Source organism: Streptomyces hypolithicus (assembly GCF_052934925.1).
In genome coordinates this window covers 852699-879148 of the sequence record NZ_CM128811.1, presented here as the reverse complement: position 1 = coordinate 879148, position 26450 = coordinate 852699, and the positions used below count along the sequence as shown (strand labels likewise).

The following is a 26450-nucleotide window of genomic DNA, read 5'->3' as shown; positions in this document are numbered from 1 at the left end:
GCCGGCCCCGGGGAGCGCCCGGGGCACGCCGCCGCACGCCGCCGCACGTCAAAGGGTCACGGTGGTCACTTCGGTGGCCTTGACGCTGGTCCATACGGTCGTGCCGTCGGTGAGGCCGAGTTCGGCCGCCGCCTGCGGGGTGATCTCCGCGACGAGGTCGGGGGCCTGGCCGGAGGTGATCAGGACCCGGAGTCGGCTGCCCGACGTGGTGATCTCGCGCACGGTTCCGGGCCAGACGTTGCGCGGGCTGCCGCCGGGTTTGTCGCGGTGCACGGACACGGCTTCGGGGGCGATGATCGCCAGCACATCGGTGCCCGGGGGGAGTGGATCCGCGATCACCAGCCGCCCCCCGCCCGCCAGTTCGAGCCCCTCGGCAGTGGCCGTGCCGGGCCAGGCGTTACGCCCGAGCATGCGGGCCACCCACGGCGAGCGGGGGTGGCGGGCGACCTCGGCGGGTGGGGCGTCCTGGAGGGCGCGGCCGTCGTCGAGGACGAGGACCCGGTCAGCGAGTGACACGGCTTCGACGGGGTCGTGGGTGACGATCAGGCATACGCCGCCGAAGCCTTCGAGGTGGTTGCGCAAGGTGTGCCGTACGTGGGCGCGGGTGGTCTGATCGAGGGCGGCCAGCGGTTCGTCGAGCAGCAGGAGCCGGGGCCGGGCGGCCAGTGCCCTTGCCAGGGCGACGCGTTGGGCCTGGCCCCCGGACAGCTGTCCGGGTTTGCGATGGGCCAGGTGCCCGACCCCGAGCCGGTCGAGCCACTGCCGGGCCTCGCGCCGGGCCTCGGCGCGGCGTACGCCGTGGGCGCGGAGCCCGTACGCGGTGTTGGCCAGGGCGTTCAGGTGGGGGAAGAGGGCACCGTCCTGCGGGACCCAGGCGACACCGCGGCGGTGCGGTGGCAAGGCGGTGACGTCAGTGGTGCCGAGCCGGAGTACGGCGTGGGCGCGCGGGGTGAGGCCGAGGAGGGCGCGCAGGAGGGTGGTCTTGCCCGCGCCGTTGGGGCCCACCACGGCGATGGTGGTGCCCGGTTCCGCGTCCAGAACCAGTTCGTTGAAGCCGGTGACCTCGGCGTGCAGGGGCCAGCGCTCCTGCGTCACCAGGGGTTCGGGGCGGGCTTCCGGGCGGGCAGGAAGGCTCACGGCGGCGGGTTCCGGCTCGTCCGCCGCATGCGTGGGCCGGGGAGCGCGGTCGCTCGGCGTGCCGGTCCAGCGGCCGCGCAGCGTGATGAGTACGAGCATCGCGATGACGAGCAGCAGCAGCGAGACGGAGGTGGCGGCCTCCGGTTCGTCCTGGAGCAGCAGATAGACCTGGAGGGGCAGGGTCTGGGTGGTGCCGGGGAGGTTGCCGGCGAAAGTGATGGTGGCGCCGAACTCTCCGAGGGCTCGGGCCCAGGTGAGGGCGGCCCCGGCGATCAGGCCCGGGGTCACCATGGGCATCGTGACGGTGAAGAACACGCGTACCGGCGAGGCTCCCAGGGAGGCCGCGGTCTCCTCGTAGCGCGGCCGCAGCCCGCCGAGCGCGCCTTCGAGGCTGATGACGAGGAACGGCATCGCGACGAACGTCGCGGCGAGCACCGCGCCCGAGGTGTGGAACGGCAGCGTGACGCCGAAGGTGTCCTCCAGCCAGGGGCCGAGCAGTCCGCGGCGGCCGAAGGCGAGGAGGAGGGCGACACCACCGACCGTCGGGGGCAGCACCATCGGGAGCAGGACGAGGGAGCGTACGAACGCCTTGCCGGGGAAGTTCACCCGGGCCAGCAGCCAGGCCAGGGGCACCCCGAGTATGAGTGACAGGCCGAGCGCCCAGAACGAGACGAGGAGCGACAGCTTCAGCGCCTCGGTGGTCCCCGGGCTACTCAGATGCGTGCCGAGTTCGCCCCAGGACGTGCGGACGAGGACCCCGATCAGCGGAAGCAGCAGGAACACGACGGCCAGCAGCGCGGGGACCACCAGGGCGAGGGGCGCGCGAGGGCCCGGCGCATGGGGCCTCCCCGCCGAAGTCAGGGGAAGGATGCGGAGGCGTCTCATCGGACTTCCTGGGTTCTCGGAAGGGGTGGGTAGGGGAGCCGTACAGGGGCTGCCCGGCCTCCGCCCCGGGCAGCCCCTCCAGGGAGCAGTCTGTGGTTACGGCTTCTGGAAGCCCGCGTCCTGGAGAATCCTCTGCGCCTCGGGCGTGCTCAACCAGGCGACGAACGCGGCCGCGGCCTCGGCGTTCTTCGACGTCTTGAGGGTCGCGGCCGGATAGTCGGCGATGGCGTTCTGCGCGTCGGGGATCGTGACGGCGTCGACCTTGTCGGTGGCCGAGGCGGCGTCGGTCTTGTAGACCAGGCCGGCGTCGGCCTCGCCCAGCTCGACCTTGCTGAGCACCGCGCGCACGTTGGGCTCCTGGGAGACCGCCTTCACGGTGATCTTCTGGGCGTCCAGGATCTGCTTGCTGTAGCGGCCGACCGGCACCTCGGGGGCGGCCAGGACCACCTTGAGCTTGCTGTCGGAGAGATCCTTCAGATCGTCGATCTTCTCCGGGTTGCCCTCGCCCGTGGCAATGACCAGCCGGTTCTTGGCGATGACGGAAGGAGTGCCGGTGTCGGACTTGAGCCCGTCCATGGTCTTGGTGTCGGCGGTGACCAGGGCGTCGGCGGGGGCGCCCTGCTTGACCTGGGCGGCGAGCTCCTGGGAACCGGCGAAGGAGAACGTGACCTTGGTGCCGGGGTGCGCCTTCTCGAACGCTGCGCCGGCCGTCTTGAAGACATCTGTCAGCGAGGCGGCGGCCAGCACCGTCAGGTCCGCCTTGGCGGCGGCGCTGGAGGACTCCGTGGCCTTCGAGCCGGAGCTCTTCTTGCCGTCGCCGCTGCCGCAGGCGGCCAGCGGGACGAGGAGAGCGGCCGTCAGGACAGCGGCAGCGGCGCGGCGTCTGGTGAAGGTGAGGGACATGAGGGTGGCATTCCTTTGGACTGCGGTCGGCGTGTGCCGCCCGAGCGGATGGTCCAGACGCCCCGAGCTGATCCAGCGGGAGTTGGACAACAGCTTCTGAGGCAGGGTCAGGTGCGGTCGATGTGCACGCTGGTCGACTTCACGCGGGCGGTGGCCTGCATGCCGACTTCGAGTCCCAACTCCTCGACGCCCTCCCTGGTCAGCAGGGACACCAGCCGGTGCGGACCGGCCTGGATCTCCACTTGGGCCGCCACGTCACCGAGCTTGACCGCGGTCACGATGCCGGGGAACGCGTTACGGGCGGAGGTGTAGGAGGCGTCGTCGTCGTCGTTGCCGCCCTGGCCGACCTCGATGGAGAAGGCGGCCAGATCCCGGCCGTCGATGAGGCGGCGCCCGCCTTCGTCGCGATGGGTCGCGACCCGGCCGGCGTCCGCCCAGCGGCGCGCTGTGTCAGGGCTTACGCCGAGTAGACGCGCCGCCTGTCCGATTGTGTAGGACTGCATGTGCGTCAGGATACGACCCATTGCCTCTCATATGCAATTGTTTCGTGGATTCCTCACGGCAGATGCGAGATGGCTTGGAGGAACGGCCAAGCGGGCGGGGGTCGGTCACGTGCTGTCGGCTTGGTGCTTGCGGTGCGTGGCGGAAAATGAGCACGGGGTGTGGCTGGAGTGCCGAGCAGGGCATGTACAAACCATCTTTCCGTCGAGTATTTGGGGCGTTTCTTTATGAGCCTGAGCATCCGGAATCAGCTTCCCGGCACCGTCACGTCGGTCACCACCGGCGAAGCCATGGCGACCGTCAAGGTCCGTCTTGACGGCGGTCAGAACATCACTGCCGCCATCACCGCCGAAGCCGTCAAGGAACTTGGTCTCAGCGAGGGCGCCGCGGTGCGCATGCTGGTGAAGTCGACCGAAGTGGCACTGGCCACTGGGCCCGTGAGCGGACTGAGTATCCGCAACCAACTGGTCGGTACGGTCAATGAGGTGTCGACCGGTGGCGCCATGGCCCATGTCAAGGTGGACGTCGAGGGCGGCAGCCTCACGGCGGCCATCACCAAGCTCCGTGCCGGCGGCCACCTCACGTTCGGAGGCGGCGCGCACTACTGCCTGGGCGCAGCCCTCGCCCGTCTGGAGACCCGTTCCATGCTCACGCAACTCCTGCGCCGCTTCCCCACGCTGCGCGCGGTATCACCCCCCGAATACGCCTCCCGCATGGTCTTCAGGCGAGTCACCTCGCTGAGCGTGGCGATATGAGTCTCTCGTCCCCCGACTACCTGTACCCCCACGGGCGGCGAGCCGGCACGGTGCGCTTCCTGCGCGAGGGGCCCGTCCTGAGGGTGGAGCTGAACGACCCCGCGAACGGCAACCCGGTCACCGAGACGATGCTGGACGGCCTGCTGGAGATCCTGGCCGTACCGGATCCTGATGTGCGGGTGATCGTACTGAGTGCTGCCGGGGACGACTTCTGTCTGGGTGGCGACCGGACCGAGTTCGCCGGCTGGCTCGACGAGGACCCCACCGGGCGCGGCATCCGCATCGCGGGCGACAAGGCCCGCCGAGTCTGCGAGGCCATCTCCACGAGCCAGGCCGTCACCATCGCCGCCGTACACGGCAAAGTCATAGGTGCCGGCCTCGCTCTGGCTCTGGCCTGCGACCTGCGGGTCGGCGCCGACACCGCGACTTTCAGGCTGCCGGAGCTGGCGCTCGGGCTGCCCACCGCCTGGGGCGGCGTCCTGCCACGCCTGATCCATGAAGTCGGTGCGGCCCGTGCACGCGAACTCATCCTGACGGGACGGGCCTTCGACGCCACGGAGGCGTACGCCCTGTCCGTCCTGCAGCGCCTGGTGCCCCGGGACGCCCTCGACGAGGCGGTCACCGCCTGGTCCCGGCCCATTGTCCGCCGTCCCGAGGCCGCCCTGCGTGTCACCAAGGCCGTGCTCAACTCCTACGCGGCCCCGACCCGGCTGGGCGATCCGTCCCTGCTGGACGCCGAGCTGCTGGCCTGCGTCGCCGCCGCGACCAGACGGACACGGGACGCGGGCGGGGCGAGGCCCATCCCGATCCGGTAGTGGCGGGATGCCCGTAGGGGCCAGAGCTGTGTTGCGGGGAACAGGTGCCGACGCAGCGGGGCCCAGATCCAGATGGGGGAAGCGGTTCACGACGCGGCGGAGCCGTGTTGGAAACGTACGGGCTCCTGGAGGGCCGCACGCGCTGCTTCGAAATCGGCGAGTCGGGCCGCGACGGTGGCTACCGCGAGCCGTTCGGGCAGGGCGGCGGAGAACTTGAGCCCGTGCACGGCACGGCGGTCGACGTCCGGCAGCACGAGGACCGCGCCACCGTCCGCCGCCTCACGGCTTGCCCGCCACATCTCGGGGGTCAGGTCTTCGCGCAGACGTACGTAGCAGTCCGTGGGCCGCTGCACCGGATCGGCGATCGAGGCCAGCGTTGCCGCGAGTGTCGCGTTCGCGCGGTAGCCGGCCCAGGTCCACCAGCGCACATCGTTGCCCTGCCGCACTACCAGCGTCCCGCCGGGGTGCACGAGATCGGGGGCCTCCTCTTCTCGCCATTCGGCGAGGCACACCTCGGCCCTGCGGGTGAGGGAGATCGGTGGATCGGAGCCCAGAAGGACCTCGCGCATCGCGCGCGTGAGGGTGTACGAGAGCCCGACGAGCGAGCCACTGCTCCACTTGGCGACTCCGCCGCCGTCGGCCGGTTCCACGAAGGCCCGCTTGCGGGTCCAGTCGATGAACGTCACCTGCCAGCTGCGCCCGCCGAGCAGGAGCCGACGGGGGCCCGGGCGTTCCTCGGTCAGTACCGAAGGGTCCATCTGCCCGATCTCAGTGCGTCCGGACAGGACCGTGAACTGCGGGGGCGCGGTGAAGGAGGCCGTCAGCTCGATGAAGTGCCGTCGGCCGAAGCGTTTTTCAGCCTCGGGCCCGATGAACAGCAGGCCATCGTCCGTATCGAGGAAGCCCTGCGTCACCAGATGGCGCACGATCGGCTCTGCCGAGAGATCGAAGGGGGCCAGCCCGTTCCACTGTTCGGGCCACAACCGGTCGCCGATCCGCTGCTGTTGGAGGGTTACGGCGAGCAGTTGTTGCGCCACCAGGTGGCGCGGCTGGGGCGGTGGGCTCACCGGCTCGACCCAGCCCCTTCCCCAGAGCAGGAGCAGCGCCGCGGCCTGGAGGAGGCTGTCCTTGCGGGTTGCGAGGAACAGGCAGTTGCGTGTGCTGCCCTGGCGTCGCCCCGTACGCCCGATGCGTTGCAGGAAGGAGGCGACGCTGCTGGGTGAGTCGATCTGGATGACACGGTCCAAGTCGCCCACGTCGATGCCCAGTTCAAGAGTGGACGTGGACACGATGACGCAGTCGCGGGCCTCGGCGAAGGCCTGCTCGGACCTGGCTCGCTCCCCAGCCGAAAGCGACGCGTGCGACAGGAACACCGTGACGTCGCGCTCGCGCAGAGCGGCACCCAACTGCTCGACCTGCCGCCGGGAGTCACAGAACACCAGCCTCTTCTCACCGCGGTGCAGTACGGCGATGAGCTTGGCGGCGTTGTCCAGGGAGCCCACGTAGTCCAGCTCCACCTCGCCCGCCGGGGACGCGCCGCTCGCGGAGGCGCCGCGGGCGATGTCGGAGGCGATGTCGGGGGCGATGTCGGGGGCGATGACGCGGGCCGGTCGTTTTCCGGCGCCCGAACCCTGCAGCCAGGTGAGCAGGTCTTCCGGATTGCCGACGGTCGCCGACAGCCCAATCCGCTGGATGGGACGTCCGACGACCCTTTCCAGGCGTTCCAGCACCGCGAGCAGGTGCCAGCCGCGATCGTCACCCGCGAAGGCGTGGACCTCGTCCACGACCACCGCCCGCACACCGCCCAGAAGGTGCGCGTGATCGGTCTTCACACCGATGAGCATGGCTTCCAACGACTCCGGAGTGGTGAGCAGGATGTCCGGCCGGTCACTGCGGATGCGCCGGCGCTGGGACTCCCTGGTGTCGCCGTGCCACAGGGCGGCTCGGCGTCCGAGCCACCCGGCGTACCCGTCGATACGCGTCACGAGGTTGTTGAGCAGCGCTTTGAGCGGGCACAGATAGAGGACGGAGGTGCCGCTCCAGCGCTGCTCCGACATGGCCGACAGGATCGGCAGGCACACGGCTTCGGTCTTTCCACCGGCGGTGGGAGCGAGAAGAACCGCGTCCTCGCCGTCCATCAACGGGTGGATCGCCGCCCGTTGCAACGGGCGCAGGTCCGGCCAGCCCAGTGTGTTCACCACGTGATGCAGGACGACCGGATCCAGCCGGTCCACGGGGTCCTCGGAGACGGACGGCTCTGCCATCACAGGTTCAGTTCGATGTCGTCGGCCGAGCTCCCGGTAGCCGCGTTCCGCTCCACGTCGTTGAGTTCGCTGCCGCGCACCGTCAGCTTGTAGTGCCGCCGCGGATCGAAGTCGTCGAACTGGTCGACCCGGTCGAGGACATCGCCCACCAGTTTCTTCAGGTAGAGCCGTGGTGCCACCCCCACCTTGCCGCCGAGCGCGCCGCCGACCGCCCGGGCGAGGTCCGCGACGTACTCGTCGTCCGCGAGCGTTCTGACGCGGTCGGGGGCCGCGGCGCCCGCCGCGTAGAGGTCACGGATGGTCACGCCGAGGTTCACCAGTGATTCCTGGGTGAAGCCGGGCAGTCTCAGCTGTACCGCGCGTGGGTTGTCGAAACGCGGGTCGGTGGTGAAGTCGGTGGCGAGGCGCTGTGCCAGCGGGGCGAGCCGCTGCACGCCCTGTTGTCCGTCGTAGAAGGCGGGCGTTCCGGTGATGACCAGGTAGAGGCCGGGGAAGCGGCCCGAGTGCACCTCGTCGATGAGCTGACGCAACGCGTTGAGCGCCTTGTCCCGGGCGTCGGACCGCACCCGTTGGAGGGTCTCCACCTCATCGAGTACGACGAACAGCCCTCGGTGCCCCGAGTCGCGCAGCACGGTCAACAGCCCCTGCAGAAAGCCGAGAGCGCCGAAGTGGTCGAGGTCGCCGCGGACTCCGGCCGACCGCCGGGCAGCTGCCGCCACATGCGGCTGGCCGCCCAGCCAGGCGAGCACGGCCGCGGCCGTCGCTTCGTCGCCCTCGGCGAGCGCGGCCCGGTAACCGCGCAGGGCGGTAGCGAAGGACGGGGCGTGCCGGGACACCTCGGCCAGCCTGGCTGTGAGCAGGGTCTCCACCTCAGCGGCCAGTTCGTCCTCGCTCGCCCCGGCGGCAAGGGCGTCCTCCTCCAGGGCGTAGAACCAGGCGTCCACGATCGGCCTGAGCGCGCTCGGCGGGAAGCTCGCCGTGGTCAGCCGCTCGGTGAGCCTTCGGTAGACGGTCTCCAGCTTGTGCAGGGGAGTCTCGGTCTCCGAGACCTGGATCTCGGCCACGGCGAAGCCCAGACGCTTGGCCCGCTCGCCCAGCCACCGGGTGAAGAACGTCTTGCCTGAGCCGTACTCACCCCGTACGGCCTTGAACACCGCCCCGCCCGAGGCGACCGCGTCCAGCTCGGCGTCGAGCGCCACCTCGAACCGGTCCAGGCCCGTGGCCAGCAGATCAAGACCGCTGTCGGGTACGGCGCCGCGTCGCAGCGCGTCGATGACCGTCCGCCGCCGGGCGGCCGAGGCGGGGGAGGAGGTATTCGGCTTCGCTGCACTCACTGGCCCAGTCTCTCACCGGCCCGGTCCGCGTGATCCGGAGCCCGGGGGTAACGCGCTCTGCCCTCAGCCCAGCCCGAACTGCTCCCGCAGGAGCCCCTGGTGCAGGCGCAGGGTCCGCCCGTCGGGCAGGGTCTCCAGGACCTGCACCCCGTCGTAGTTGAGTAGCTGGCGCAGGACCGCGGCGAAGCCGTCCGCACGGCCGACGAGGAAATCGACGCGCTGTGCCAGCGCCGTCACCGGCAGGGTGCCCCCCGCGTCGGCGAGCTCCTGAACGGCCTGTTGGAACTTGTCCAGCTCGCGCTCGCGCGGCTTGCGGGCCAGGAGCTCGATCTGGTCCTGGAAGGCGGTCGAGGCGAACAACGCGGCGACCAGGGTCTCGGTCTGTGTGCGCAGCTCCGCGGTGACCAGAGCATCCCCGGTCTCGTCCGAGGGGACCAGGACGACGTCGAACAGGGAGTCGTGCGTCCGGGCCAGTTCGGCCTGCGACTTCGACGGCGTCTGGCGGGCCGGCTTCTTCGCGGCCGTGACCCCGGGCTGGACGGGCGCGGGTACGGGCGCACCCTCGTCCAGCAACCACCAAGTCGGCCGCTGGTCGCCCAGCTCCCGCCACTCCCTGGGCGGTGTCGCTCCGAAGGGGAGGAAGGCGAGGACCGGGATGGTGAACTCCGCGAGGGAGGCGCCACCGTGGTAGCCGGCCTTGAGCGCGGTGTAGCGGGAGTCGGCGTCCCACAGGGCGACGATCGCCGCACCCGGGTCGGGCCAGACCACCCGCGGACCGCTCAGCGCTACCTCCGTCGCGGCCGGCGCCCCGCCGGGCAGCCGGTGGCGGGCCGATTCCGGGGTGCCGGCGGCGACCTTCGCGCCGCGGCGGTCCACGACGTGCCCGTGGTCACTGGTGATCAGGACCGCCATGCCCTGTGCCGCGGCCACTCGCAGCAGGTCGACCAGACCGGGGATGTCGGATGCCCGCCATGTTCCGTCGCCGAGCTTCTGTTCCTTGGCGAGGCGGTCGTCGATGGCGTTGAGGACGACGGCCACATGAGTGCGTCCGTCGGCCAGGGCCTCGCTGAGAGCGGGGCCGAAGGTGTCCCCGGCGCTCGGGGCGCGCAGGTCGTCCTTGTGGAACACGGCTGCCGGGGCGCCGCCCCACAGCTTCTGCTGCGGGAAGAGCCGCTTCTCGTCGGCCTGCGCCCCCTTCATCAGCCGGCCGGCGAACAGTGACGTACGGGAGACGGCGGTGAGGGTCGGCAGGACGGCCGCCATCGCCCGCCGGTGCGGCTCGCCGTCCCTCACCGGGTCGAACTCCGCCCACGAGGAACGGAGTTCCTCGCCGAGTTCGGTGGCGATCGCCGCGCTCATGCCGTCCAGGACGAGCAGCAGCACGCGTCGGCCGTCCGTACCCCCGACGATCGGCTTCACGACCCGGTCGAGGAAGGACTCCACCGTGAGCATGGATCCGGGCGGGGTGCCCGCCGCGGTCCAGATCGCCAGTGCCTGAGCGAAGTGCCGGTCGATCTCGTGCCTGCGTTCCCGGACGAGGGCACCCAGCCGGTCGTACGCGGAACGCAGGACGGGATCCGGATCGCCACCGGACTCGATGTGTTCCAAGGCATGGTCCACCCACCCGGTCTCCGAGAGATGGCGCCTTATCCCGTCGCCTGTCGAGTCGCACGCGATGGGCGGTTCACCGGCGAGCCACTGTGCCAGACGCCCTCCCATCCGGGCCCGCCGGATCCGGGGGCGGGCCTCGGGATCCTGGGCACGCCGGTGCTCGTCCAGGGCTCGGAAGGCCTCAGCCAGGGGGCCGGGCCGGCCGGTTTCCAGGGCTTGCCCCACCGCGGTGAAGCGCGCTTCCAGTCCCCTGGGGAGCAACGGGCTCGCCTGGGCGGCGGTCTCGGCACCGAACTGCCGTACCAGGGAGGAGGCACGGTCCAGGACGGTGTCGCTGATCCGGCGTGCCTCACGGGCCTCGTCGCTCTCCCCTCCCCGGTCCCGGGCGGCGGCGGTCAGCAGGACGCCTACGTACTCCTCGCAGGCCCGCCCGAACGCGGCTGCCAGGGCGTCGAGCTGCTCTCCGGCGGCCGGGGGCTGTTCGCCGAACCAGCGCTCGGCGCGGCCCCGCGCACGGTAGGCGTCCGCGTCCGGCGCGGCGTGCAGCCACAGCGCCGCGCACACCAGCCCGAACGCCACCGCCTCCGCGCCGTGCTCGGCCTCGACCAGGGCCAGCAGTGCCCCTCCGGCCAGGCCGGCCTGGTCCCCTTCCCCGAGGAACTCCCGCAGTCCCGCGCGTTCGGGACCGCGCAGCTCCAGCAGCCGTTCGGGACCGCCGGGACTCAGGGACCAGCCCAGCAGGGCGTGGGTGTCCAGGGTGTCGTCCGTCAGGGTGTGGTGGGGCCGTACGCCCGCCTCGCTGTCGTACCTGCCGAGCCGAAGCCGGCGCAGGGCCAGCGCGGACAGGGCCTTCTGCCGGGACAGCACACCGCCCGCGAGCGGGGGCCAGCCACCGGGCGGGGTGGCGTCCAGCAGGGCCTCCGCGGCCCAGTTGGCGTTCTTGAGCCGGGTGTCGACCTGCTGCCCGCCGAAGGCCTCGCGCACCACGTCCCAGCTGTCGAGCGTGTCGATGCGCTTCTTGTGGGCGCGGGCCAGGATCGCGGGGTCGAGTTCGCTCTGCTCGCGATCGGTCAGTACGACGAGCACGGCCGGGCCTACGGGAGAGCCGTCCCGGTCCGCGGTGGGGTCACCGAGGTGGTCCAGGAGAAGTTCGTGTACGGCGAGGGGAGAGGGGGCCGCGGCGATCCGGGCCGTGCGACCTTCGCCCCAGGCCGGTTCGGCCGGGCCGTCCCATTGCGGCGCGCAGCGCAGCAGGACGGCGCGGCGCCGGCCGGTGCCCGTGAGGGAGGCGGCCAGCGACGTCTGGGACGACAGGTACTGGGTGATGGTCGCGACGTTCAGCCGACCGGCCACCGCGGTGCTCTCGGCGCTCATGACTCGACGACCTGCCAGGTGAGCTCGACGGCTGCACCGGGTTCCCGTGCCGCCAAGTCGGCGATCTCCGCATGGAGTTCCGCCACAGCGCGCGCCGCCGTGGTGCGGCCACCGCCCGACCGCCGTGTCCTGGCGCCGTCGGAGGCGGGTGCCGGGGTCCGGTCGGTGGGGACGGGCGGGTGACTGGTGCCCGTGTTCAGCGGCACCTGATTCGCGCTCGGTGCGACCGGCGGGGGAGTGGCGGCGGCGCGGTTGCGCTTCACCAGCGCGAGGACCTCGCGTTGCGTGCGGGACAGAGCATCCCGCAGGTCGCTGGTCCGCTGGTCGCTGCCTGCGGTGTTTCGCAGGGAGTCCAGCAGCGCCTGCCCCTCGGGGCCCTCGTTGGACGCCAGCTCCAGCGTGGTCCAGGACGTGCCGGTCAGTGCTCTGGCCACGTCCCGGGCCTGCGTGATCGACGAACCGAAACGGTCGGCGCTGACCTGGCCGAGATCGAAGGCGGCAAGCGCGTCCACCGTCCTCTTCGCTCCGGCCGCACCCTGCCCTGCGGTATCGGTGAGGGTCTTGAGCAGCTCGACGGACCGCCGGGCGAGCGGGAGCCGCCCGCACTCGTCGGTGCCGTCGAGCCGGAGGAATCCCGCGTGCTCCTCCAGCTTCGCCACGAGAGCGATCGCGAACTCCTCGTAGGAGCGGGCCTCCTCCATGATCTGACGGGCGAACTGGTTGACGATGCGTCCGCGTCGCAGAGTGGGAGCGGGCTTCCCGAAGACCGTCGCGAAGCGCAGGCGTGCGGTGTCCCAGTCCTCCTGGGAGGGCAGCGGCTGGCTGCGCAGCGTGTCGAGGTCCTTGATCTGCGACAGCTCGGGCGCGGGGTCGAGCGGCATGCCGCCGCGCACCCACACCCGGTCGTCCATCTCGGCGAACGCGGCGACGACCAGCCGCGTGAGGAAGTCGGGCAGCCCGCGAGGCTGCGGCAGGTCGGTCCAGTCGGTGAGTGTGATCAGGGAGAGGTCGCCGGTGACCCCGCGCTCGCGCGCCAGCTTCCGGAAGTGGTCGGCCCAGTAGAGCGACAGCTCGAAGTACGCCTCCTTCTGCTGTCCGAGGCGCAGCGGACCGGCGATGCGCTGAACCAGCCTGCGGTCGACGGCCGGGACTTCGGTGCGGCCGTCACGGGCCTCGGCGGCGGCCCGGATATGGGTGAAGACCCTGCGGGCGTCGGCCGGCTTCAGGGGCGTGCCGGTGTGGTCGGGGTCCAGGTCCGGGTGGTCGGGGAACTGGTCACCCAGCAGCTTGCCCGCGACGTGCCGCAGACCGTCGCGCATGGACTGGCCCACGGAGAAGACCAGCCCGTCCACGTCGCGCAGCGACTGGAGGTGATCGCCGAAGCCCAGCTCCACATCGGTGGCCTTCTTCTCGGCCAGGCCGTACGCCTGCTTGAAGGCGGCCTTGACGTTCTTGAGCAGGGACTCGCGCTGCGTCTCCAGCAGGCCCTTGGCGCGCGCGCGGTTGTCCGCGTTGAGGTGGCCGGCGTACTGGCTGTCGAAGCGCTGCTCGTCGGAGAGCGCCTTGTCGATCACGACGAGGCGGCAGAAGTCGGTGTACCGCTGTGCGGAGAGATGAGCCGGCAACCAGGCGACCGTGCGGGACCGCTCGCCCTCGCGCTGCTTCTCGCGCAGCCTCTGCATGCGGTTCACGTCCTCGACGGGCCCGTACTCGCTCTCGTCGTACGGCAGGTCGACGACGATGCGCCACAGGCCGTCCTCCTGCGGCATCAGGTCGTGGTCGGGCAGTTCCTCCTCGTCGGCGACGTTCCCGAAGACGACTTCCGCACCGCGGCTCGTGCCGCGCCAGTCGAAGTTCACTCGGCTCGTCAACTGGCCGTGCTCCAGTACGAGTTCCTCGGACAGGAGCCGCTTCGCGAGCGCCTGGCGGTTGCCCGGGTTGTCGTTGACCTTGGCGTTGGCGATGACGGAGTCGACGTCCACGCCGGTCAGTTCGAGGCGCACACCCGGGTTGGCGTCGGTGCCGGTCTCCTTGATCTCCGGGAAGCGGCCCGCCCATTCGGCGACCTTGTTCTTCAGGATGCCGTACTCGCGGCCCGGGATCGGGGCGACCACGGAGCCGTAGTTGAGGGCGGAGAGCCGGCGGATCGTGAGGTCGGCGAGCGCGGGCACACTGGGCGCGAGCGCGGACAGCAGCAGGGTGCCGACGATCCGGTTGTCGCCGACGAAGGTCTTCACCCGGCCCCGCAGGTCCGGGTCGGCGATGCTGTCGGGGCCGCGGCGGGTGTACTGCTCGACATCCTCCTCGGACACGTTGTACGTGCCGAGCAGGTACGGGCGCAGCTTCGTGCGGTAGAGCTTGTCGGCCGCCTCGAAGACGACCTTGAGGCTGTCGGTGAAGGGCTTGTCGCCGCCTGCCGTGATCAGCGGGTACAGATCGCCCACGGGAATCAGGTCGCCGAGCCGCAGCTCGTCACGGTGGTCGGCGAGCAGCTGGCCCATCAGCTTCATACCGGTCCGATTCCGCTGGAGCGCGGAGGAGACGTGGACGAGGGTGTCCATGAAGGCCGGCGAGAAGGGGTACGTCAGCCGGAAGCTCTCCTCGTCGGCGCCCACCCCGTCCGTCCCCCGGTCGGAGCCCAGCAGGGTGTCCCACACCTCCTGACGGACCTTGCGGGTCTTCTCGAACTCGGCGTTGACGAGCGCGGCCGACTCAGGGTTCTTGGGAGTCAGCAGGCGGGCGTGCGCGACCTGGGGGAGGTTGCGGTCCTCCAGCGTGATCTTGTCGAAGCGGCCCGACGCCAGGTTGAGGGTGTCCTGGATGGACGATTCGGCCGCCCCCGACACCTCCTCGCCCACGAGTTCCCGCAGATCGCGCTGGCGCGCGATGAACGACACCACGGGGACGGCACGGCGCGCGTCGCCGCCCTCCACGAAGTTGGTGATCTTGCTGGCCTCACGGGCCACGAACTTCTGGTCGTGGATCAGGGTGGCGAGCCACAGGATCAGCTCGTCCATGAAGAGGATCAGACCGTCGTAGCCGAGGGACTTCGCGTGCTCGGCGATGACGGACAGGCCCGCGTCCAGCGAGACGAACCCGTGCTCGTCCTCGGCGGCGTTCTTCGTGAATCCCGGCAGCAGGTTCGTGCTCGCGTCCTCCACAAGGCGGGCGCGCAGCTCGGCCGGGGTGGACGGGCTCACCAGATTGAGCGCCCGGCCCGACTCGTGCACCTCCTCGGCGGCGAGCGCGGTGTCCAGGAGGCCCGGCTGCCAGGCGAACGCCTCGCCCCACTCATCGCCGTCGTCCGCGCCACCGCCGGCGTCCGAGGACGCGAGGCCGTCGATGATGAAGCGGTCCCCGTGCCGCTCCCGCAGCGAACGGATGTTGTCGAAGAGCGCGTCCGTCCGGTACACCTGCGGCGTCGGCGCCTCGGGGTGCAGCTTCTTCACATGGGTGACATAGCCGCCGAGGACCCGCTGCTCCAGGGCCTTGGCCCCGAGCATGTGGTACGGCACGAGCAGAAAGTTCTTCCCGTCCGTGCCGAGCCACTCGTGCTTGGTCAGTACGGGGTCGAGATCGTGGCGGGAGCGGGCGGCGGGGCTGCCGCTGAGCAGGGCGTGCAGCACCGCCATGAAGTGCGACTTACCCGAACCGAACGAGCCGTGCAGATACGCGGCCTTGGACGTGTGCCCGTCCAGCGCCGCCTTGATCAGCCCCAGCGCCTCGTCGAAGTTGTCCCGCAGCCGCTCCGTGACCACGTAGTCCCGCAGGGCGCGCTCGGCGCCCTCCGGGGTCGTCGCCTCCGAGAGCTGGAGGACGAAGTCCGAGGTCGAGAGGGACTCCTTGATGTCGATGACATCGCGGAGCAGGGGCGGCTGCTGGGCCATGGACGGTCTCACTCTCCGACGGGCGGTGGCGTGGTGTCTCCGATCGTATGGCGTAGGTCTGACAACGGACCAATGCTTCCGCAATCACCGGATCAGGCGAGAACGGCCGCCTCGATCCCCGTCTCCGGGTGGACGAGCGAGCGCAGCTTCTCGCGCGTCTCCGGATCGGTGGAGTAGATCATCGTCCCGACCATCCCCCGGGTCAGCAGCACCTTGTACGTGTTGCGGATGAGCCGCTCCACCTGGTCGTCCGGGGTCGCCTTGGTGAAGATCGGATCCTTCGACGCGGTGCGGTCCACCACCCAGCGGTCCGTCCGCCACACCAGGTCCGGCCCCATGATCACGCCCGACCAGTCGTACTCGAAGCCCTGCGCGGTGTACACACAGCCCACCTGGCCGAAACCGGCCGGATCAGTGGCCCACAGAGAGGACGACGGCGCACCGAGCACGGACCGGTCGCCGTACAGATTCCACGGCCGCGCCCAGTCGCCGATGACGACATCGCCGGGGAGCGCGGACATCTCCGGGGTGATCCTGGTGGTCCACCTCCAGCAGTACCCGGCCGCCATGCGCGCCCCGTAGTCCTCCTCCCGGCGGGCGGTGAGGAAGTCCTCCAGCTCCTGCGGGCTGTCGGCCGTCAGCAGCTCAACCTTGCCGTCCGGCTCCCAGACAATCGGCCCGTCGCCCTCCAGGCCCAGCAGGCTCGCCACCCACTTCACATACGCGTCGCTGCCGCCGCAGCGGAACTGGCTGTCCAGCTCCACCACGGTGCAGTCGAGGCCCTGCTCGGCGGCCGCCTCAGCGATCTGTTCCTTGGTCCCCATCTCGCCGGGCCGCACCACCTGATGCTGGTCCAGCAGGAACACCGGCACCCTGGCCGCGGTGATCAGTTCCGCCACCTGCGGCCGGTCGGTGCGCAGCGCGGCCTTGGTGTAGCGGTTGGCGGAGGTCTTGCGGAGCCGGTGGGCCTCGTCGCAGATGAGTACGTCGAGGTCGTTCGGCTCGGCCTCCATGAAGCTGTTGAAGTACTTGAACAACTGCTGCACCTCGGGCTTGCGCGCACCCGCGACCTTGCGCATGGTCTTGGTGAACGACGCCGATCCGGTCGCGTGCAGAGCGGTCACCCCGCGCCGGTACAGGTCGCCGAGCAGTGACAGTGCGATCACGCTCTTGCCGGAACCAGGACCGCCGGTCACCACGACCACCTGCTTGCGGTTCGACCGCTTCGCCTTGCGCACCGCGGACAGCACCAGCTCGTAGGCGACCCGCTGCTCGTCGAGGAGCACGAACTGCTCCCGGTCGCGTACCTCGGCCGCCGCGACCGCCATCAGCTGCTTCGACGGGCGTACCTTGCCCTGGCGCAGCAGGTCGGCGGCGTCCGCCCCGGACTTGGGAGCGAGCCGGGAGCGCAGGAAGTCGAGGAACGCGCCGCGCTGTTCGGCGGTGTACATGCGGCCCCGCACGTCCTCCGGGACCTCACGCAGCGAACTGATGCCGAATTCGGTCGCGTTGTGCAGGAACGCCACCCCGGCGACCGACTCCGGCATCCGTTCCAGTGCGCCGTTGAAGGACAGCAGGTAGGAACAGTAGCCCCGCACCTGTTCGATCGGGTTGAGTACGGGACGCGGATACGCCTCGATCCGGCAGAGCAGCGGCTCGTCCTCCTCGGCGAACGCCTGGCTCCACTGCTTGAGCTCGACCACCACGTACGACGGTTCGCCGGTGACCGGGTGCACCCCGGCGAGTATCACGTCGGCGCGCTTGCTGGTCAGGGGCAGGGTGTACTCGATCAGCATCTCGACCTCGCCGAGCCCGGCGTCGAGCAGTGCGCCGGTGAGGGCGGGGATGCTGCGCTCCCAGGACCGCACCTCGGACGCTCCGGGCCGGCGGCCGTGCGCATGCGTGAAGTTCTCGACCAGATGCAGCGACAGCGACCCTTCGAGGTTGCGGGCGGCAACGGACGTGGCGGACTCGCGGAACAGCAAGGAATGCCCCCAGGCAGCACGAAGTAACTCGTGCGGGTGGGGGCATGTCCTCTTCAGTCCGCTGACGCGGAACGGAAGCCCGTCGGGCCGCTGAGATGATCCTTCTCATCCTAGGACAGCGGGCGGATCGGGCGACGGGGGTTTCGGCCGGACTCTGTTCGGCCACGGCCCGTCAGAAGGTGGTGGTGGCCCGTGCGTGTGGGGCATCGGACCGCAGTACGCGACGCAACTTCCGGCGCATCAGAGGGGGCGCCGGCTGCGTGCGTTCACCTCGGCGAGCTGAGCACTCAGTAACTCGTCCCGGCTGACGGGCCGTACGAGCGCCGGGTCCGCGTCCCACTCACACCCGCCGCCGAGCGGGCGGAGCTGGAGGTACGGGCCCTGGTGGCCCATCACCAGCCCCACCCGGTCGCTCCCGCTGTCGTGGACGGCCGCCCCGACGCCGGGGACGCCGTCGTCCGTCACCGGGCCGCCCCGTTCATGATGGCGGTCGCGAGTGCGTGGGCCACGGGCGCGGAGCAGACCCCGAGGTGGACGAGGGCATACCGGATCTCGCCCGCGCGGTCGTCCTCGCGGCTCTCGCTGTGGGTGGTGGCCGGCTCGTGCTCGTGGACGGCGTCGGCCCAGGGGGTACGGACATCCATGGCGGGAAGTTGGATGCCGGCCCGGGAGAGGGCGGTGGCGAGGGCGTCGCGGGCGTCCATGGCCTCCTGGATCCTGGCGGTCCCCGCCGGTCCGGCCGGGGCGGTGGGAGGGGTGGTCGTACGGGCGGAGGTGCGCTGCGGTGTCCTGCGGGGGAGGGGCGGCTTGGGTGGCGGCGTCGTCATGGGCGTCTTCCTTCGGCTGGTTGTAGCGCGGAATCTCCACCCGGGCGGCACAGCCTGAATTACTGTGCGTGAGGGGCTCATTACGAGAATGGCCCGCCGGAGGGGGGCGGCATACCGAGGGCGGGTGGTGCTTCCCAGGCGGGTGACGCATGTTCCACACGTTCCACGGAGGGCGCGATGCCGACGAGGCGGGCGGTCACGGGCCGCAGCAGGGAACCACCCCCGCGATGGATGCCGACGCTTTTCAACGCTGTCGCGTTCGGCCGGGAGGCGGCACCTCGAAGGGGATTGAACGAAGCATGCGGTGGTCGAACGAGAGGATGACCGGGCGCCGCCGCGACTGCCCCTACCCGAAGTCGCCCCTGACCTTGTCGGCGATGGTGGCCACCTCCCTGGCTTCCCCGTTGCTGCCGGTTTCCGGACCGGGAAGGGGCTCCGTGCCAGTGGAGAGCGTGATGTCGTGAGCGGACTTCGACAACAGCGAGACGTAGAAGGGGAGATCGGGCAGAGACGGAGTGGTGAGGCTCAGGACGAGGAGCCGTCCCATGCGGGTCAGGGGGAGGTAGACGTCGGCACGGGCAAGGGGCAGGGAGGCCGAGGTGTCATCCTCCGGGGACGATTGCCATTCAAGGCCGCACAACACGAGTACGCCCGGCCCTGCTGGAACACGGACTTGTTCGACCGTGTTGTTCTCGTTCGCGGAGAGCGCCTCGAAAAGGCTGCGCGCCGAAAGTTCGGCGTCCGGCTCGTCCAGCGGGTCGAGCCGGGCCAGCAGCGAGGCCGTGGTCAGGCGACCGTCCGGTGCCTCGTCCAGGCAGAAGCCCGCGTAGAAGGCATTCCCCGCGAGGGCGTGGTCGGCCATTTCACGGTAGCTGTGGAAGGCGACTTCGCGTTGGAAGTCGGTGCCATGTGGCCAGATCTTCTCGGCGATGGACCAGAGTTGTTCCAGTCGTTCTTCGTCGTCCAGATCGAGCCCCAGGGAGTGAAATCCACCGGGTATCTCCAGGAGCAGCTCGTTGCTCGGGAAGTGCATTACAGGGACTTCCCCTGGTCGGGCCTCAGGCCTACGCCGCGGCGGAGATTCTTTGGCGCTTCCAGTACGAGGTGGTGCTTGTGCGCGATGCGGGTCAGCGCAGTGAGCGGAGTGCCCCGAAACTCGCGAGAATGCAGGCCGACGCCCTTCAGGTATCCGCCGTCAGGCATGCCGACGTGTCCGACGTAGTGGTAGATCTTCGTGCGCCAGCCGAATTGCTGTTGCTCCATCTCCAGGGACAGCCGAGCGAACTCGCGGTCCAAATGGGCCTCGTGCCGGGCTGGGTTGTGCGACATGCGGAGCATGAGCTTGCTGGGTGAGAGGAATCGTGCGGGAGCGTCGAGAGGCCGCAGAGCCATGTCCTCGTCGCCGTTTCCGAGGAGAAGAGCCAGCAGCCAGGCGGTTCGGGCAATGAGTTCCACAGGAATGAGGACCCACTGTGCGACGAACCACACAACAAGCCCCAGCCTCGACACATGGCGAAGTTCGGGATCGGCGGATGCCTCGGGGTGCGCAGCAGCCATGTCTACTCTCCGGTCACAGTATCGTAGATGCCGGAAACGACACCCGGCACGGATTGGGCAAGCAGCGGGCCCTTCGACCACCAGGACGTCGGGTCAAGACTGCCGTCGGGACGAATGGCTGCCTTCAGTGAGTCAAGGTCCTTGAGCACCGGAGTGTTGGTGACGATTTCACTGAGCCGGGCTTCACCGAATCCGGCACCCAAATTCTTGGCGACCGAATTCTCCCAGGCGAGCTGCAGCCGGTTTCCGACGCCACCTGTGGCCTTGAAGACGCGGCCCTCGGCGGCACGGAGGAAACGGCCACCCTCTCGGCTGAAGTTGCTCGCTTCCGCCATTCCCTCGGAAGCGAGGCGGTTCAGCCGAGTGACCCTGGCCACGTCGTCGACCCTGGTAACCAACGCTTCTCCCACCTGCTCCGCACGTACCACGACCTTCACCGAGCCCTTGACTGCAGCGCTCGCGAACGCCGCACCCGGGATGATGCCGATCGCGTCGCCCGCGAGGGTCATCAGTCCGACGTCGGCCCCGCCGATCTTCGCCGCGCCGTGTGCGAGCAGTGCTCCCGCAGAGAGTCCCGCACTGGCCAGTGCGAGCCCGCCCGCCAGCGGCGGGCACCACAGCGTCAGCAACGCCAGGACGCCGAGGACGGCGGAGATGTTCCCCAGCCAGTCCCCGATCTTGTTCAGCAGGTCCTTGTTCCGGGCGCACCACTCCTGAATCGAGTGGCCGATCTCCTTGAACTTGTCGCCGAGGCGGTCCCAGAACCCGGGGTCGGGCGCGCCGTCGGTGGCCTTCCGCAACTGCCCCGCGACCTTACGGGCGCCGGCCTGGTGCTCCTCCAGCAGCCGCTCGGCCCGCTTGATGATCTCTTCGAGATCGTCCTGCGCGCGCTCCAACTGGGCTGAGACGGACGAGAGTTCACCATCAGCCTGCTGCAGCCGCGCGTTCGCCGCATCGACCCTCGCCTGAGCGTCCTGCAACGCAGGGCCCGTGAAGACCTGGCCGCTCAGCTTGAAGGCGGGGTCGGCCGCCGCCCGGTTGTAGCGGCCCGTGGCGGCCTCGCTGGCCTTCTCCGCCGACGCGACCTCCCCCTTGGCCTTCTTGGCCTGAGCCTCGTACGTACGAGCCGCGCTCTGGTGGTGGGTCAGCGCCTCGCGCCACTTCGACAGCTCCGACGACGCGGTGTCCAGCGCCTCATGGCTGTCCTTCAGGTACCGGGGCAGCTCGCCGACCTTCGTGGAGAAGGCGGAGGCGGCGTCCCCGGCCCAGCTGACGTTCCCGGTCAGCCGTTTGATGCTGCTCTGCGCGGTGTCGAGCGCGGTCGCGGCCTTCTTGGTACGGGCAGCGAGCGTCCCCACGTTGCCGGTGTCACCCGGCGCGGGGTCGAAGCCGAGCGAGGGATACGTGGCGCTCACTTCCCGCCCCCCTTGCCGCCCCCGCCGAGGCCGTCCCGTATGGCCGCCTCGACATCCCGGTAGGTGTCACGGGTCTGCTTGAGCTTGTCCTCGATGACCTGCGTACCGTCGGCGATCTTCTTGATCGCGTCGTCCCAGCTGTCGTGGAACTCATCGCACGCGTTGTCGAGTTCCTTGCTGCCCGTTGTCTTCGGCCCGGTGTCGCGCAGCGCGTTCAACGCCGAGCGCATCTCCTCCTGACTCCGATGAAGCTCCCTGACGAGCCCATCCAGCTCGCCGATCTCGACTTTGAATCCCGCCCCCATGGCGCTGGGTCCCCCTGTCTTTGTAAGACACATTCGCGAACTGTCGTAGCACGCTAACCTCGTACTCCAGCTGTAGATCGTGATCTTGCTGGTAGGGGCCGGTGCAGACATGGGTGCGGCCACCGTTGATCATCGGTGTGTGAAGACAGACGATCATGTGGTGGCCGCAGGTCACAGCGTAGACGCTGCACAACGGCGGTTGATACTCGGGATGCTCGCGGGCCTGCCTCGTAAGAACTGCTGGACGATCGCCGAGTGGGCCGGTGAGGCGACTCCGGACGGCATGCAGCACCTGCTCAACCGCGCCGAGTGGGACGCCGACGCGGTTCGCGACGACCTGCGCGAATACGTGGTCGAGAACTTGCACGACGATCATGCGGTGCTCGTAGTGGACGAGACCGGAGACGTGAAGAAGGGCAGCCACACCGTCGGCGTCCAACGGCAGTACACCGGAACCGCAGGCCGGATTGAGAACTCCCAGGTCGCCGTCTACCTGGTTTACGCAGGCCAGCGCGGACACGCAGCAGTGGACCGCGAGCTCTACATTCCGCGCTCGTGGACCGATCAGCCCGACCGGTGCCAGGCGGCCGGGCTCGCCCCGAACACCGCGTTCGCCACCAAGCCCGAACTGGCCGCCCGCATGATCGCCCGGTTCCTGGCCACCGGCCACCGCGCACCGTGGGTGGCCGGCGATGAGGTCTACGGCGGCAACCCGAAACTGCGCACCGCCCTGGAGGAACACGGCACCGGCTACGTCCTCGCGGTGGCCCGCGCCCACGAAGTCACCACCCATGCAGGAAAGTTCCGCGCAGACGTCCTGGCCAAGAAGCTCCCCAAGCGTGCCTGGCAGAGGCTGTCCGCCGGAAACGGAGCCAAAGGGCAACTAGCCGATGAAGTCGCCTTCGTCACGGCGCTGGATGGGCAGCAGGGCGATCCCCGTTGTCGCCGTTGCGGTGAGCAGCTTCGCGATGGCCGTCCGGGTGTGCTCAACCGTGGGCGTCCCGTTGCCGCGTTCGGAGAGGAGGGCGCGGAACTCAGCGGCGTCCGCCTCGGCCCACGGCCGCAGTATCAGCCGCTCGGTCTCAAGGTGGAACGACATCGTCTCGTGCGTAGACATGGCCCTACTCTGCCCCACGGATCATCACGAACTGCAGCTGGAGTACCAGATGACGTCGTGGACCGGGCGGGAGATCTGGGCCAGCCGCAGCCATCCGTCGGCTGCGACTTCGAAATTCTGACGTACAGGACGCTGCGGGCGACCCGGCGCAGAGCTCCCCGCAGGTTCGCATCTCCGCCCGGTGGCACTGTCGTGGATGCGGGCCGCCCAGGGCGGCGCGGCGCCTGGCGAACCGGAGGCTGTCTGGTTTGCCCGGCTCGGCCGGGATCGCATCGCTGCTCGATGACTGCCCCGGCGGCGATACCCAGCTCATCCCGCTGTTGGAGCGTTCTCACGCGATCGGTTATGCCGGATCCGTGGCGGTCACCGGGTGCTTGGTGAATCGGTGCCACCAGTGGCGGCGCCGGGGATGCACAGCACGGCCCAGCCGGAGGCCGATCAGCAGGTAACCCAGGAGGGCACCTGTGGTGTTGAGCAGAACGTCATCGATGTCGAAGGTACGCCCTGTGATGAGGGCGCCTTGGACGAGTTCCACGAGGAGCATCAGGAGAGCGGTGACCACCGCTACCCGGACCAGCCCTCGCGTTCGGGGCACCAGCACCGGCAGCAGCACGCCGAACGGTACCCCCAGCACGATATTGCCGCCGAGCTGCTTGACTGTGTCGAGGGATGCGGGCTGGGCGAGATAGGCGCGGATGGAGTCGCCGGGGCGCAGGTTGCTGTGCGTCAACGGCACGGATGCCGCGGACGGTTCCAGCGTCAGCCGGGCCAGTATCACCGCGAATCCCACCATTGCCACGAAGGCCAGCAGCATGGCCAGTACCCGGCCGAGCACAGGCAGGGATGGTCTTCGGAGAACCCGGTCCCCGGGTTCCGTCGTGGTCTTGTCACGCAGGACTGTCCGCGCCATTAGAGCTCCTAGCACATTGGTTTGCTTGGACGCGATACCCGCGTGGTGAAGCGGCAGGCGCTGCGCGGGGTTCGTTCCGGTCCGAAGGTGTCGTCATGCCCACAGGCAGTTGGATGAGCCTGCGGTGCAGCAGCGCGTCGTCAGGCTTTTCAGGGACCGGGGCGGGCACTGGGGCGCCGACGGATTGAGTGTGTCATGCTCTCGACCTTTTCCGACCTCACGAGTGCCGATGCGGGGCGCCCGTGACGCGCGGCGTGACGCGACGCCACGTGCCGCCGTACGACACCAGTCACCAGCAGGCCCTCAAGCTGAGGCAGCGAAGGGCTCAGAGTGCGGTTCGCACTGTAATGCCGGGTTTGGTGTCGCTCGATGGGGTGGCGTTGGGGCATCTCTGCCGGTCAGGCGTTCGAGGTTCGCTTGGGTGGCGGGATGAGTGGTCGCAATCCGTACCCGAGTGATCTCACCGACGAGCAGTGGAAGTTGATCGAGCCCGTGATCCGCGCCTGGAAGGCCGAGCACCCCTCGGCCACCGGCCATCAGGGCAAATACGCGATGCGGGAGATCGTCAACACGATCCTCTACCAGAACCGCACCGGCTGTCAGTGGGAGTACCTGCCGCACGATCTGCCGCCGAAGAGTGCGACGTACTACTACTTCGCCGCCTGGCGTGACGACGGCACCGACCAGAGCGTTCACGACCTCCTGCGCTGGCAGCTGCGCGAGAGCCGGAAGCGATTAGCCGACCCGAGTCTGGTGGTCCTGGACACCCAGAGCATCCACGCGGCCGTCGGCGTCCCGGCCGACACGACGGGCAAGGACGCTTCGAAAAAGGTGCCGGGCAGGAAGAGATGCCTGGCCGTGGACGTGTTGGGCCTCGTCGTCGAGGCCGCCGCCCTGCCGGCGTCCGCGCACGACAACGCTGCCGGCATCGCCCTGCTGAACGGTGTGGCCGCGCAGACCGACACGGTGCGCAAGGCCCTGGTCGACCAGGGCTTCAAGAAGAGCGTCGTCGACCACGGCAAGACTCTCGGCATCGATGTCGAGATCGTCGAGCGCAACCCGGCCGAGAAGGGCTTCGTCCCGCAGGCCAAGCGGTGGATCGTGGAACAGACGAACGGGATCTTGATGTTCTACCGCCGTCTCGTGCGTGACTACGAACACCGGCTCGCCTCCTCCCGCTCGCGGGTGTTCTGGGCGATGACGTCGGTCATGGCCCGCCGCCTCACCGGCATCACCCTCCCCTCCTGGAGGGGCGCGTGAGTGAGATCCTCCAGGTCGAGGCCGTACTGGCCTACGTCGAGGTCCGGATGAGCGAAGTCTCCGAGCAGGCCGGACGGCTCCGGGACCAGATCGCCGAACTCACCGCCCGCCTCTGCGAGTTCGACACCGAGAGCGAGAATCTGCAGATCACCCGCAAGACCCTCCTCAGCCTCCCCGCACCGGCACCGGCACCGGCACCGGCACCGGCACCGGTCGACGATCCACCCCGCGCCGAGGTGCCGGAACACCCCGCCTACCAGCAGATCCTCACGGTCCTCGCCGACACCGGCCATCCGATGCGGGCCCGCGACATCTGCGAGGCCCTCGACCTTCCGATCCTGCCGAAGAACACCGAGGGCATCCGCTCCAAGCTGAAACGCCTGGTAACCCGCGGTATCCTCACCGAGCCCGAGCCCGGCTTGTTCACCCAGCCCCGCCCCTGAGCACCAGCCCACCCCACCGAGCAGGGCACCTCACCCAGACCTCATCGCGAATCGGGCATCACGGCGCGAACCGCACTCTCACACCATGTCGGTCACCGACGGCGGAGTTTGGCCAGTTCGGCGTTGAACTGGGCGCCGGCGAGGAGGGCCAGATTGGACAGCCACAGCCACACCAGGAAGACGATGATCCCGGCGAGCGATCCGTACAGCCGGTTGTAAGTACCGACGTGCGAGACGTAGAGGGCGAAGCCTGCGGAGGCGACGAGCCACAGGGCCACGGCCAGAGCGTCTCCCAGAAGCCTCTGCCGCACCCCATGTGTCCCGGCCGGGCCCGACCGGAACAGCACCAGCACCAAGATGGCGACCAGGCACAGCAGAAGCGGCCATTTCAGCGCGTTCCATGCGCTACCGGCCATGCTGCCCATGCCCACGAGTCGGCCGACGGTATGGGCCGCTTCGCCGGTCAGGATGAGCACCAGGGCACTGGAAACCAGAAGCATCAGCAGCACCAGGGCGGTCATCACCAGCCGTGGCGCTGTCCTCCACGCCGGGCGCAGGTCCTCGATGCCGTGCATGACGTGCAGGGCTCGGCGAAAGACCCCCAGATAGCTGGAGGCGGACCACAGGGCGCCGATCGTGCCGAAGACGGCCAGCATCCAAGCAGCTGTGTGCTGCTCCGCCATACCCTGCAACGTGCTCTGCATGATGGGGCGGGACTCGGCCGGCACGACAGCGATCACGTTACTGATCAGGTTGTCGGTGGTCGAGGCGCTGACGATTCCCAACAGTGAGACCGTGACAAGGAGCGTCGGGAAAAGCGCGAGCATCGCGTAATAGGTGAGTGCGGCAGCGAAGTCGGTCACGTTGTCGTTCCACACCGAGGCAGGGGTCCGCCGCAGAGCGGTGACGATGTGGTGCCAGCCCGGCAGGTCACGCGCGTACGTCGGAGACGGCAAGAGCGGTGCGGTTGCCTGGCCTGTCTGCACGTGGTGTGCAGGAAGTTCAGTTTCGGAGCGGGGCAGCGGTGCGCGGACGGGACCGCCCGGCTCGAGCGCAGGCGTTCGCGAGTTGCTCATCAGGCGGCCATCTCCCCCTCGTGCAGATGTGCCGTCCTCCGGCTCTCGCCGGCAGGCTTCCCCGGGCAAGCCGTTCGTACGTCACTCCG

The 26450-nt window shown here is 69.5% G+C and carries 20 protein-coding genes and 3 pseudogenes; 6 read left to right on the top strand and 17 right to left on the bottom strand.

Going from position 1 to position 26450, the window contains the following annotated elements; translation table 11 throughout:
- Positions 1 to 48: 48 nt before the first annotated feature.
- The 3 genes from ACU6WZ_RS04215 to ACU6WZ_RS04205 form a co-directional block, all read right to left on the bottom strand.
- Complete coding sequence (locus ACU6WZ_RS04215) at positions 49 to 2022, bottom strand: ABC transporter permease (protein ID WP_447031765.1); 1974 nt, start codon at positions 2020 to 2022, stop codon at positions 49 to 51.
- Between the two features lie 96 nt (positions 2023 to 2118).
- Positions 2119 to 2925, bottom strand: coding sequence for a molybdate ABC transporter substrate-binding protein (modA, locus tag ACU6WZ_RS04210; protein WP_447031764.1), 807 nt, complete (start codon positions 2923 to 2925; stop codon positions 2119 to 2121).
- Positions 2926 to 3032: 107 nt separating this feature from the next.
- Positions 3033 to 3428, bottom strand: coding sequence for a TOBE domain-containing protein (locus ACU6WZ_RS04205; RefSeq protein WP_447031763.1), 396 nt, complete (start codon positions 3426 to 3428; stop codon positions 3033 to 3035).
- 225 nt (positions 3429 to 3653) lie between these two features.
- On the opposite strand from ACU6WZ_RS04205, the pseudogene ACU6WZ_RS04200 reads away from it, so the two are divergent.
- The 3 genes and pseudogenes from ACU6WZ_RS04200 to ACU6WZ_RS04190 all read left to right on the top strand — a co-directional run.
- A pseudogene (locus tag ACU6WZ_RS04200) lies at positions 3654 to 3986 on the top strand (TOBE domain-containing protein); the annotation flags it as partial.
- Complete coding sequence (locus ACU6WZ_RS04195; RefSeq protein ID WP_447033844.1) at positions 3978 to 4181, top strand: cytochrome P450; 204 nt, start codon at positions 3978 to 3980, stop codon at positions 4179 to 4181. The pseudogene ACU6WZ_RS04200 and the gene ACU6WZ_RS04195, both read left to right, overlap by 9 nt.
- Positions 4178 to 4996 (top strand): enoyl-CoA hydratase/isomerase family protein, encoded by an 819-nt coding sequence (locus ACU6WZ_RS04190; protein WP_447031762.1) that lies wholly within the window; start codon positions 4178 to 4180, stop codon positions 4994 to 4996. Before ACU6WZ_RS04195 ends, ACU6WZ_RS04190 begins: the two co-directional genes overlap by 4 nt.
- An 86-nt stretch (positions 4997 to 5082) precedes the next feature.
- Here ACU6WZ_RS04190 and ACU6WZ_RS04185 read toward each other — a convergent pair whose 3' ends face one another.
- The 11 genes from ACU6WZ_RS04185 to ACU6WZ_RS04135 form a co-directional block, all read right to left on the bottom strand.
- Positions 5083 to 7260 carry a DEAD/DEAH box helicase gene (locus ACU6WZ_RS04185; RefSeq protein ID WP_447031761.1) on the bottom strand — a complete coding sequence of 726 codons (2178 nt, stop codon included), beginning with the start codon at positions 7258 to 7260 and terminating at the stop codon, positions 5083 to 5085.
- Entirely contained in the window at positions 7260 to 8594 is a 1335-nt protein-coding gene (brxD, locus tag ACU6WZ_RS04180) for a BREX system ATP-binding protein BrxD (RefSeq protein WP_447031760.1), read from the bottom strand. The genes ACU6WZ_RS04185 and brxD overlap by 1 nt, the downstream gene beginning before the upstream one ends.
- A 63-nt stretch (positions 8595 to 8657) precedes the next feature.
- Positions 8658 to 11579 carry a BREX-2 system phosphatase PglZ gene (pglZ, locus tag ACU6WZ_RS04175; protein WP_447031759.1) on the bottom strand — a complete coding sequence of 974 codons (2922 nt, stop codon included), beginning with the start codon at positions 11577 to 11579 and terminating at the stop codon, positions 8658 to 8660.
- The gene (pglY, locus tag ACU6WZ_RS04170; protein WP_447031758.1) at positions 11576 to 15466 is read right to left on the bottom strand and encodes a BREX-2 system ATPase PglY; all 3891 of its coding nucleotides are present in this window, start codon (positions 15464 to 15466) and stop codon (positions 11576 to 11578) included. Before pglY ends, pglZ begins: the two co-directional genes overlap by 4 nt.
- Before the next feature lie 92 nt (positions 15467 to 15558).
- Complete coding sequence (locus tag ACU6WZ_RS04165) at positions 15559 to 17451, bottom strand: DNA/RNA helicase domain-containing protein (RefSeq protein ID WP_447031757.1); 1893 nt, start codon at positions 17449 to 17451, stop codon at positions 15559 to 15561.
- 240 nt (positions 17452 to 17691) lie between these two features.
- Positions 17692 to 17916 (bottom strand): hypothetical protein, encoded by a 225-nt coding sequence (locus tag ACU6WZ_RS04160; protein WP_447031756.1) that lies wholly within the window; start codon positions 17914 to 17916, stop codon positions 17692 to 17694.
- Positions 17913 to 18278, bottom strand: coding sequence for a hypothetical protein (locus tag ACU6WZ_RS04155; RefSeq protein ID WP_447031755.1), 366 nt, complete (start codon positions 18276 to 18278; stop codon positions 17913 to 17915). Before ACU6WZ_RS04155 ends, ACU6WZ_RS04160 begins: the two co-directional genes overlap by 4 nt.
- Before the next feature lie 346 nt (positions 18279 to 18624).
- Complete coding sequence (locus ACU6WZ_RS04150; RefSeq protein WP_447031754.1) at positions 18625 to 19311, bottom strand: hypothetical protein; 687 nt, start codon at positions 19309 to 19311, stop codon at positions 18625 to 18627.
- On the bottom strand, positions 19311 to 19835 hold the full coding sequence (locus tag ACU6WZ_RS04145; protein WP_447031753.1) for a hypothetical protein: 525 nt from the start codon (positions 19833 to 19835) through the stop codon (positions 19311 to 19313). Before ACU6WZ_RS04145 ends, ACU6WZ_RS04150 begins: the two co-directional genes overlap by 1 nt.
- Before the next feature lie 2 nt (positions 19836 to 19837).
- Positions 19838 to 21250 carry a putative T7SS-secreted protein gene (locus ACU6WZ_RS04140; RefSeq protein WP_447031752.1) on the bottom strand — a complete coding sequence of 471 codons (1413 nt, stop codon included), beginning with the start codon at positions 21248 to 21250 and terminating at the stop codon, positions 19838 to 19840.
- Entirely contained in the window at positions 21247 to 21555 is a 309-nt protein-coding gene (locus ACU6WZ_RS04135) for a WXG100 family type VII secretion target (protein ID WP_447031751.1), read from the bottom strand. The genes ACU6WZ_RS04140 and ACU6WZ_RS04135 overlap by 4 nt, the downstream gene beginning before the upstream one ends.
- Positions 21556 to 21715: 160 nt before the next feature.
- On the opposite strand from ACU6WZ_RS04135, the pseudogene ACU6WZ_RS04130 reads away from it, so the two are divergent.
- Positions 21716 to 22486: pseudogene (locus ACU6WZ_RS04130) on the top strand (IS701 family transposase); the annotation flags it as partial.
- Here the strand turns inward: ACU6WZ_RS04130 and ACU6WZ_RS04125 are convergent.
- Together ACU6WZ_RS04125 and ACU6WZ_RS04120 are read right to left on the bottom strand one after the other, a co-directional pair.
- Positions 22442 to 22672, bottom strand: a pseudogene (locus tag ACU6WZ_RS04125) (GNAT family N-acetyltransferase); the annotation flags it as partial. The pseudogenes ACU6WZ_RS04130 and ACU6WZ_RS04125 sit on opposite strands and share 45 nt — an antisense overlap.
- A 343-nt stretch (positions 22673 to 23015) precedes the next feature.
- Positions 23016 to 23582, bottom strand: coding sequence for a VanZ family protein (locus ACU6WZ_RS04120; protein WP_447031750.1), 567 nt, complete (start codon positions 23580 to 23582; stop codon positions 23016 to 23018).
- 429 nt (positions 23583 to 24011) lie between these two features.
- Here ACU6WZ_RS04120 and ACU6WZ_RS04115 point away from each other — a divergent pair, with 429 nt between their 5' ends.
- Entirely contained in the window at positions 24012 to 24842 is an 831-nt protein-coding gene (locus tag ACU6WZ_RS04115) for an IS5 family transposase (protein WP_447031749.1), read from the top strand.
- A complete protein-coding gene (locus ACU6WZ_RS04110; RefSeq protein WP_447029761.1) occupies positions 24839 to 25285 on the top strand; it encodes a hypothetical protein in 447 nt (148 codons plus the stop codon). The genes ACU6WZ_RS04115 and ACU6WZ_RS04110 overlap by 4 nt, the downstream gene beginning before the upstream one ends.
- A gap of 92 nt (positions 25286 to 25377) precedes the next feature.
- Here the strand turns inward: ACU6WZ_RS04110 and ACU6WZ_RS04105 are convergent, their stop codons facing one another.
- Complete coding sequence (locus tag ACU6WZ_RS04105; RefSeq protein ID WP_447031748.1) at positions 25378 to 26241, bottom strand: YihY/virulence factor BrkB family protein; 864 nt, start codon at positions 26239 to 26241, stop codon at positions 25378 to 25380.
- Positions 26242 to 26450: the final 209 nt, after the last annotated feature.

Bases quoted from the DNA above. Each gene is read 5' to 3' on its own strand.
- ACU6WZ_RS04215 (WP_447031765.1), bottom strand. From the start codon at position 2,022: ATGAGACGCCTCCGCATCCTTCCCCTGACTTCGGCGGGGAGGCCCCAT.
- modA (WP_447031764.1), bottom strand. From the start codon at position 2,925: ATGTCCCTCACCTTCACCAGACGCCGCGCCGCTGCCGCTGTCCTGACG.
- ACU6WZ_RS04205 (WP_447031763.1), bottom strand. From the start codon at position 3,428: ATGCAGTCCTACACAATCGGACAGGCGGCGCGTCTACTCGGCGTAAGC.
- ACU6WZ_RS04190 (WP_447031762.1), top strand. From the start codon at position 4,178: ATGAGTCTCTCGTCCCCCGACTACCTGTACCCCCACGGGCGGCGAGCC.
- ACU6WZ_RS04185 (WP_447031761.1), bottom strand. From the start codon at position 7,260: ATGGCAGAGCCGTCCGTCTCCGAGGACCCCGTGGACCGGCTGGATCCG.
- pglZ (WP_447031759.1), bottom strand. From the start codon at position 11,579: ATGAGCGCCGAGAGCACCGCGGTGGCCGGTCGGCTGAACGTCGCGACC.
- pglY (WP_447031758.1), bottom strand. From the start codon at position 15,466: ATGGCCCAGCAGCCGCCCCTGCTCCGCGATGTCATCGACATCAAGGAG.
- ACU6WZ_RS04155 (WP_447031755.1), bottom strand. From the start codon at position 18,278: ATGACGACGCCGCCACCCAAGCCGCCCCTCCCCCGCAGGACACCGCAG.
- ACU6WZ_RS04150 (WP_447031754.1), bottom strand. From the start codon at position 19,311: ATGCACTTCCCGAGCAACGAGCTGCTCCTGGAGATACCCGGTGGATTT.
- ACU6WZ_RS04145 (WP_447031753.1), bottom strand. From the start codon at position 19,835: ATGGCTGCTGCGCACCCCGAGGCATCCGCCGATCCCGAACTTCGCCAT.
- ACU6WZ_RS04135 (WP_447031751.1), bottom strand. From the start codon at position 21,555: ATGGGGGCGGGATTCAAAGTCGAGATCGGCGAGCTGGATGGGCTCGTC.
- ACU6WZ_RS04120 (WP_447031750.1), bottom strand. From the start codon at position 23,582: ATGGCGCGGACAGTCCTGCGTGACAAGACCACGACGGAACCCGGGGAC.
- ACU6WZ_RS04115 (WP_447031749.1), top strand. From the start codon at position 24,012: ATGAGTGGTCGCAATCCGTACCCGAGTGATCTCACCGACGAGCAGTGG.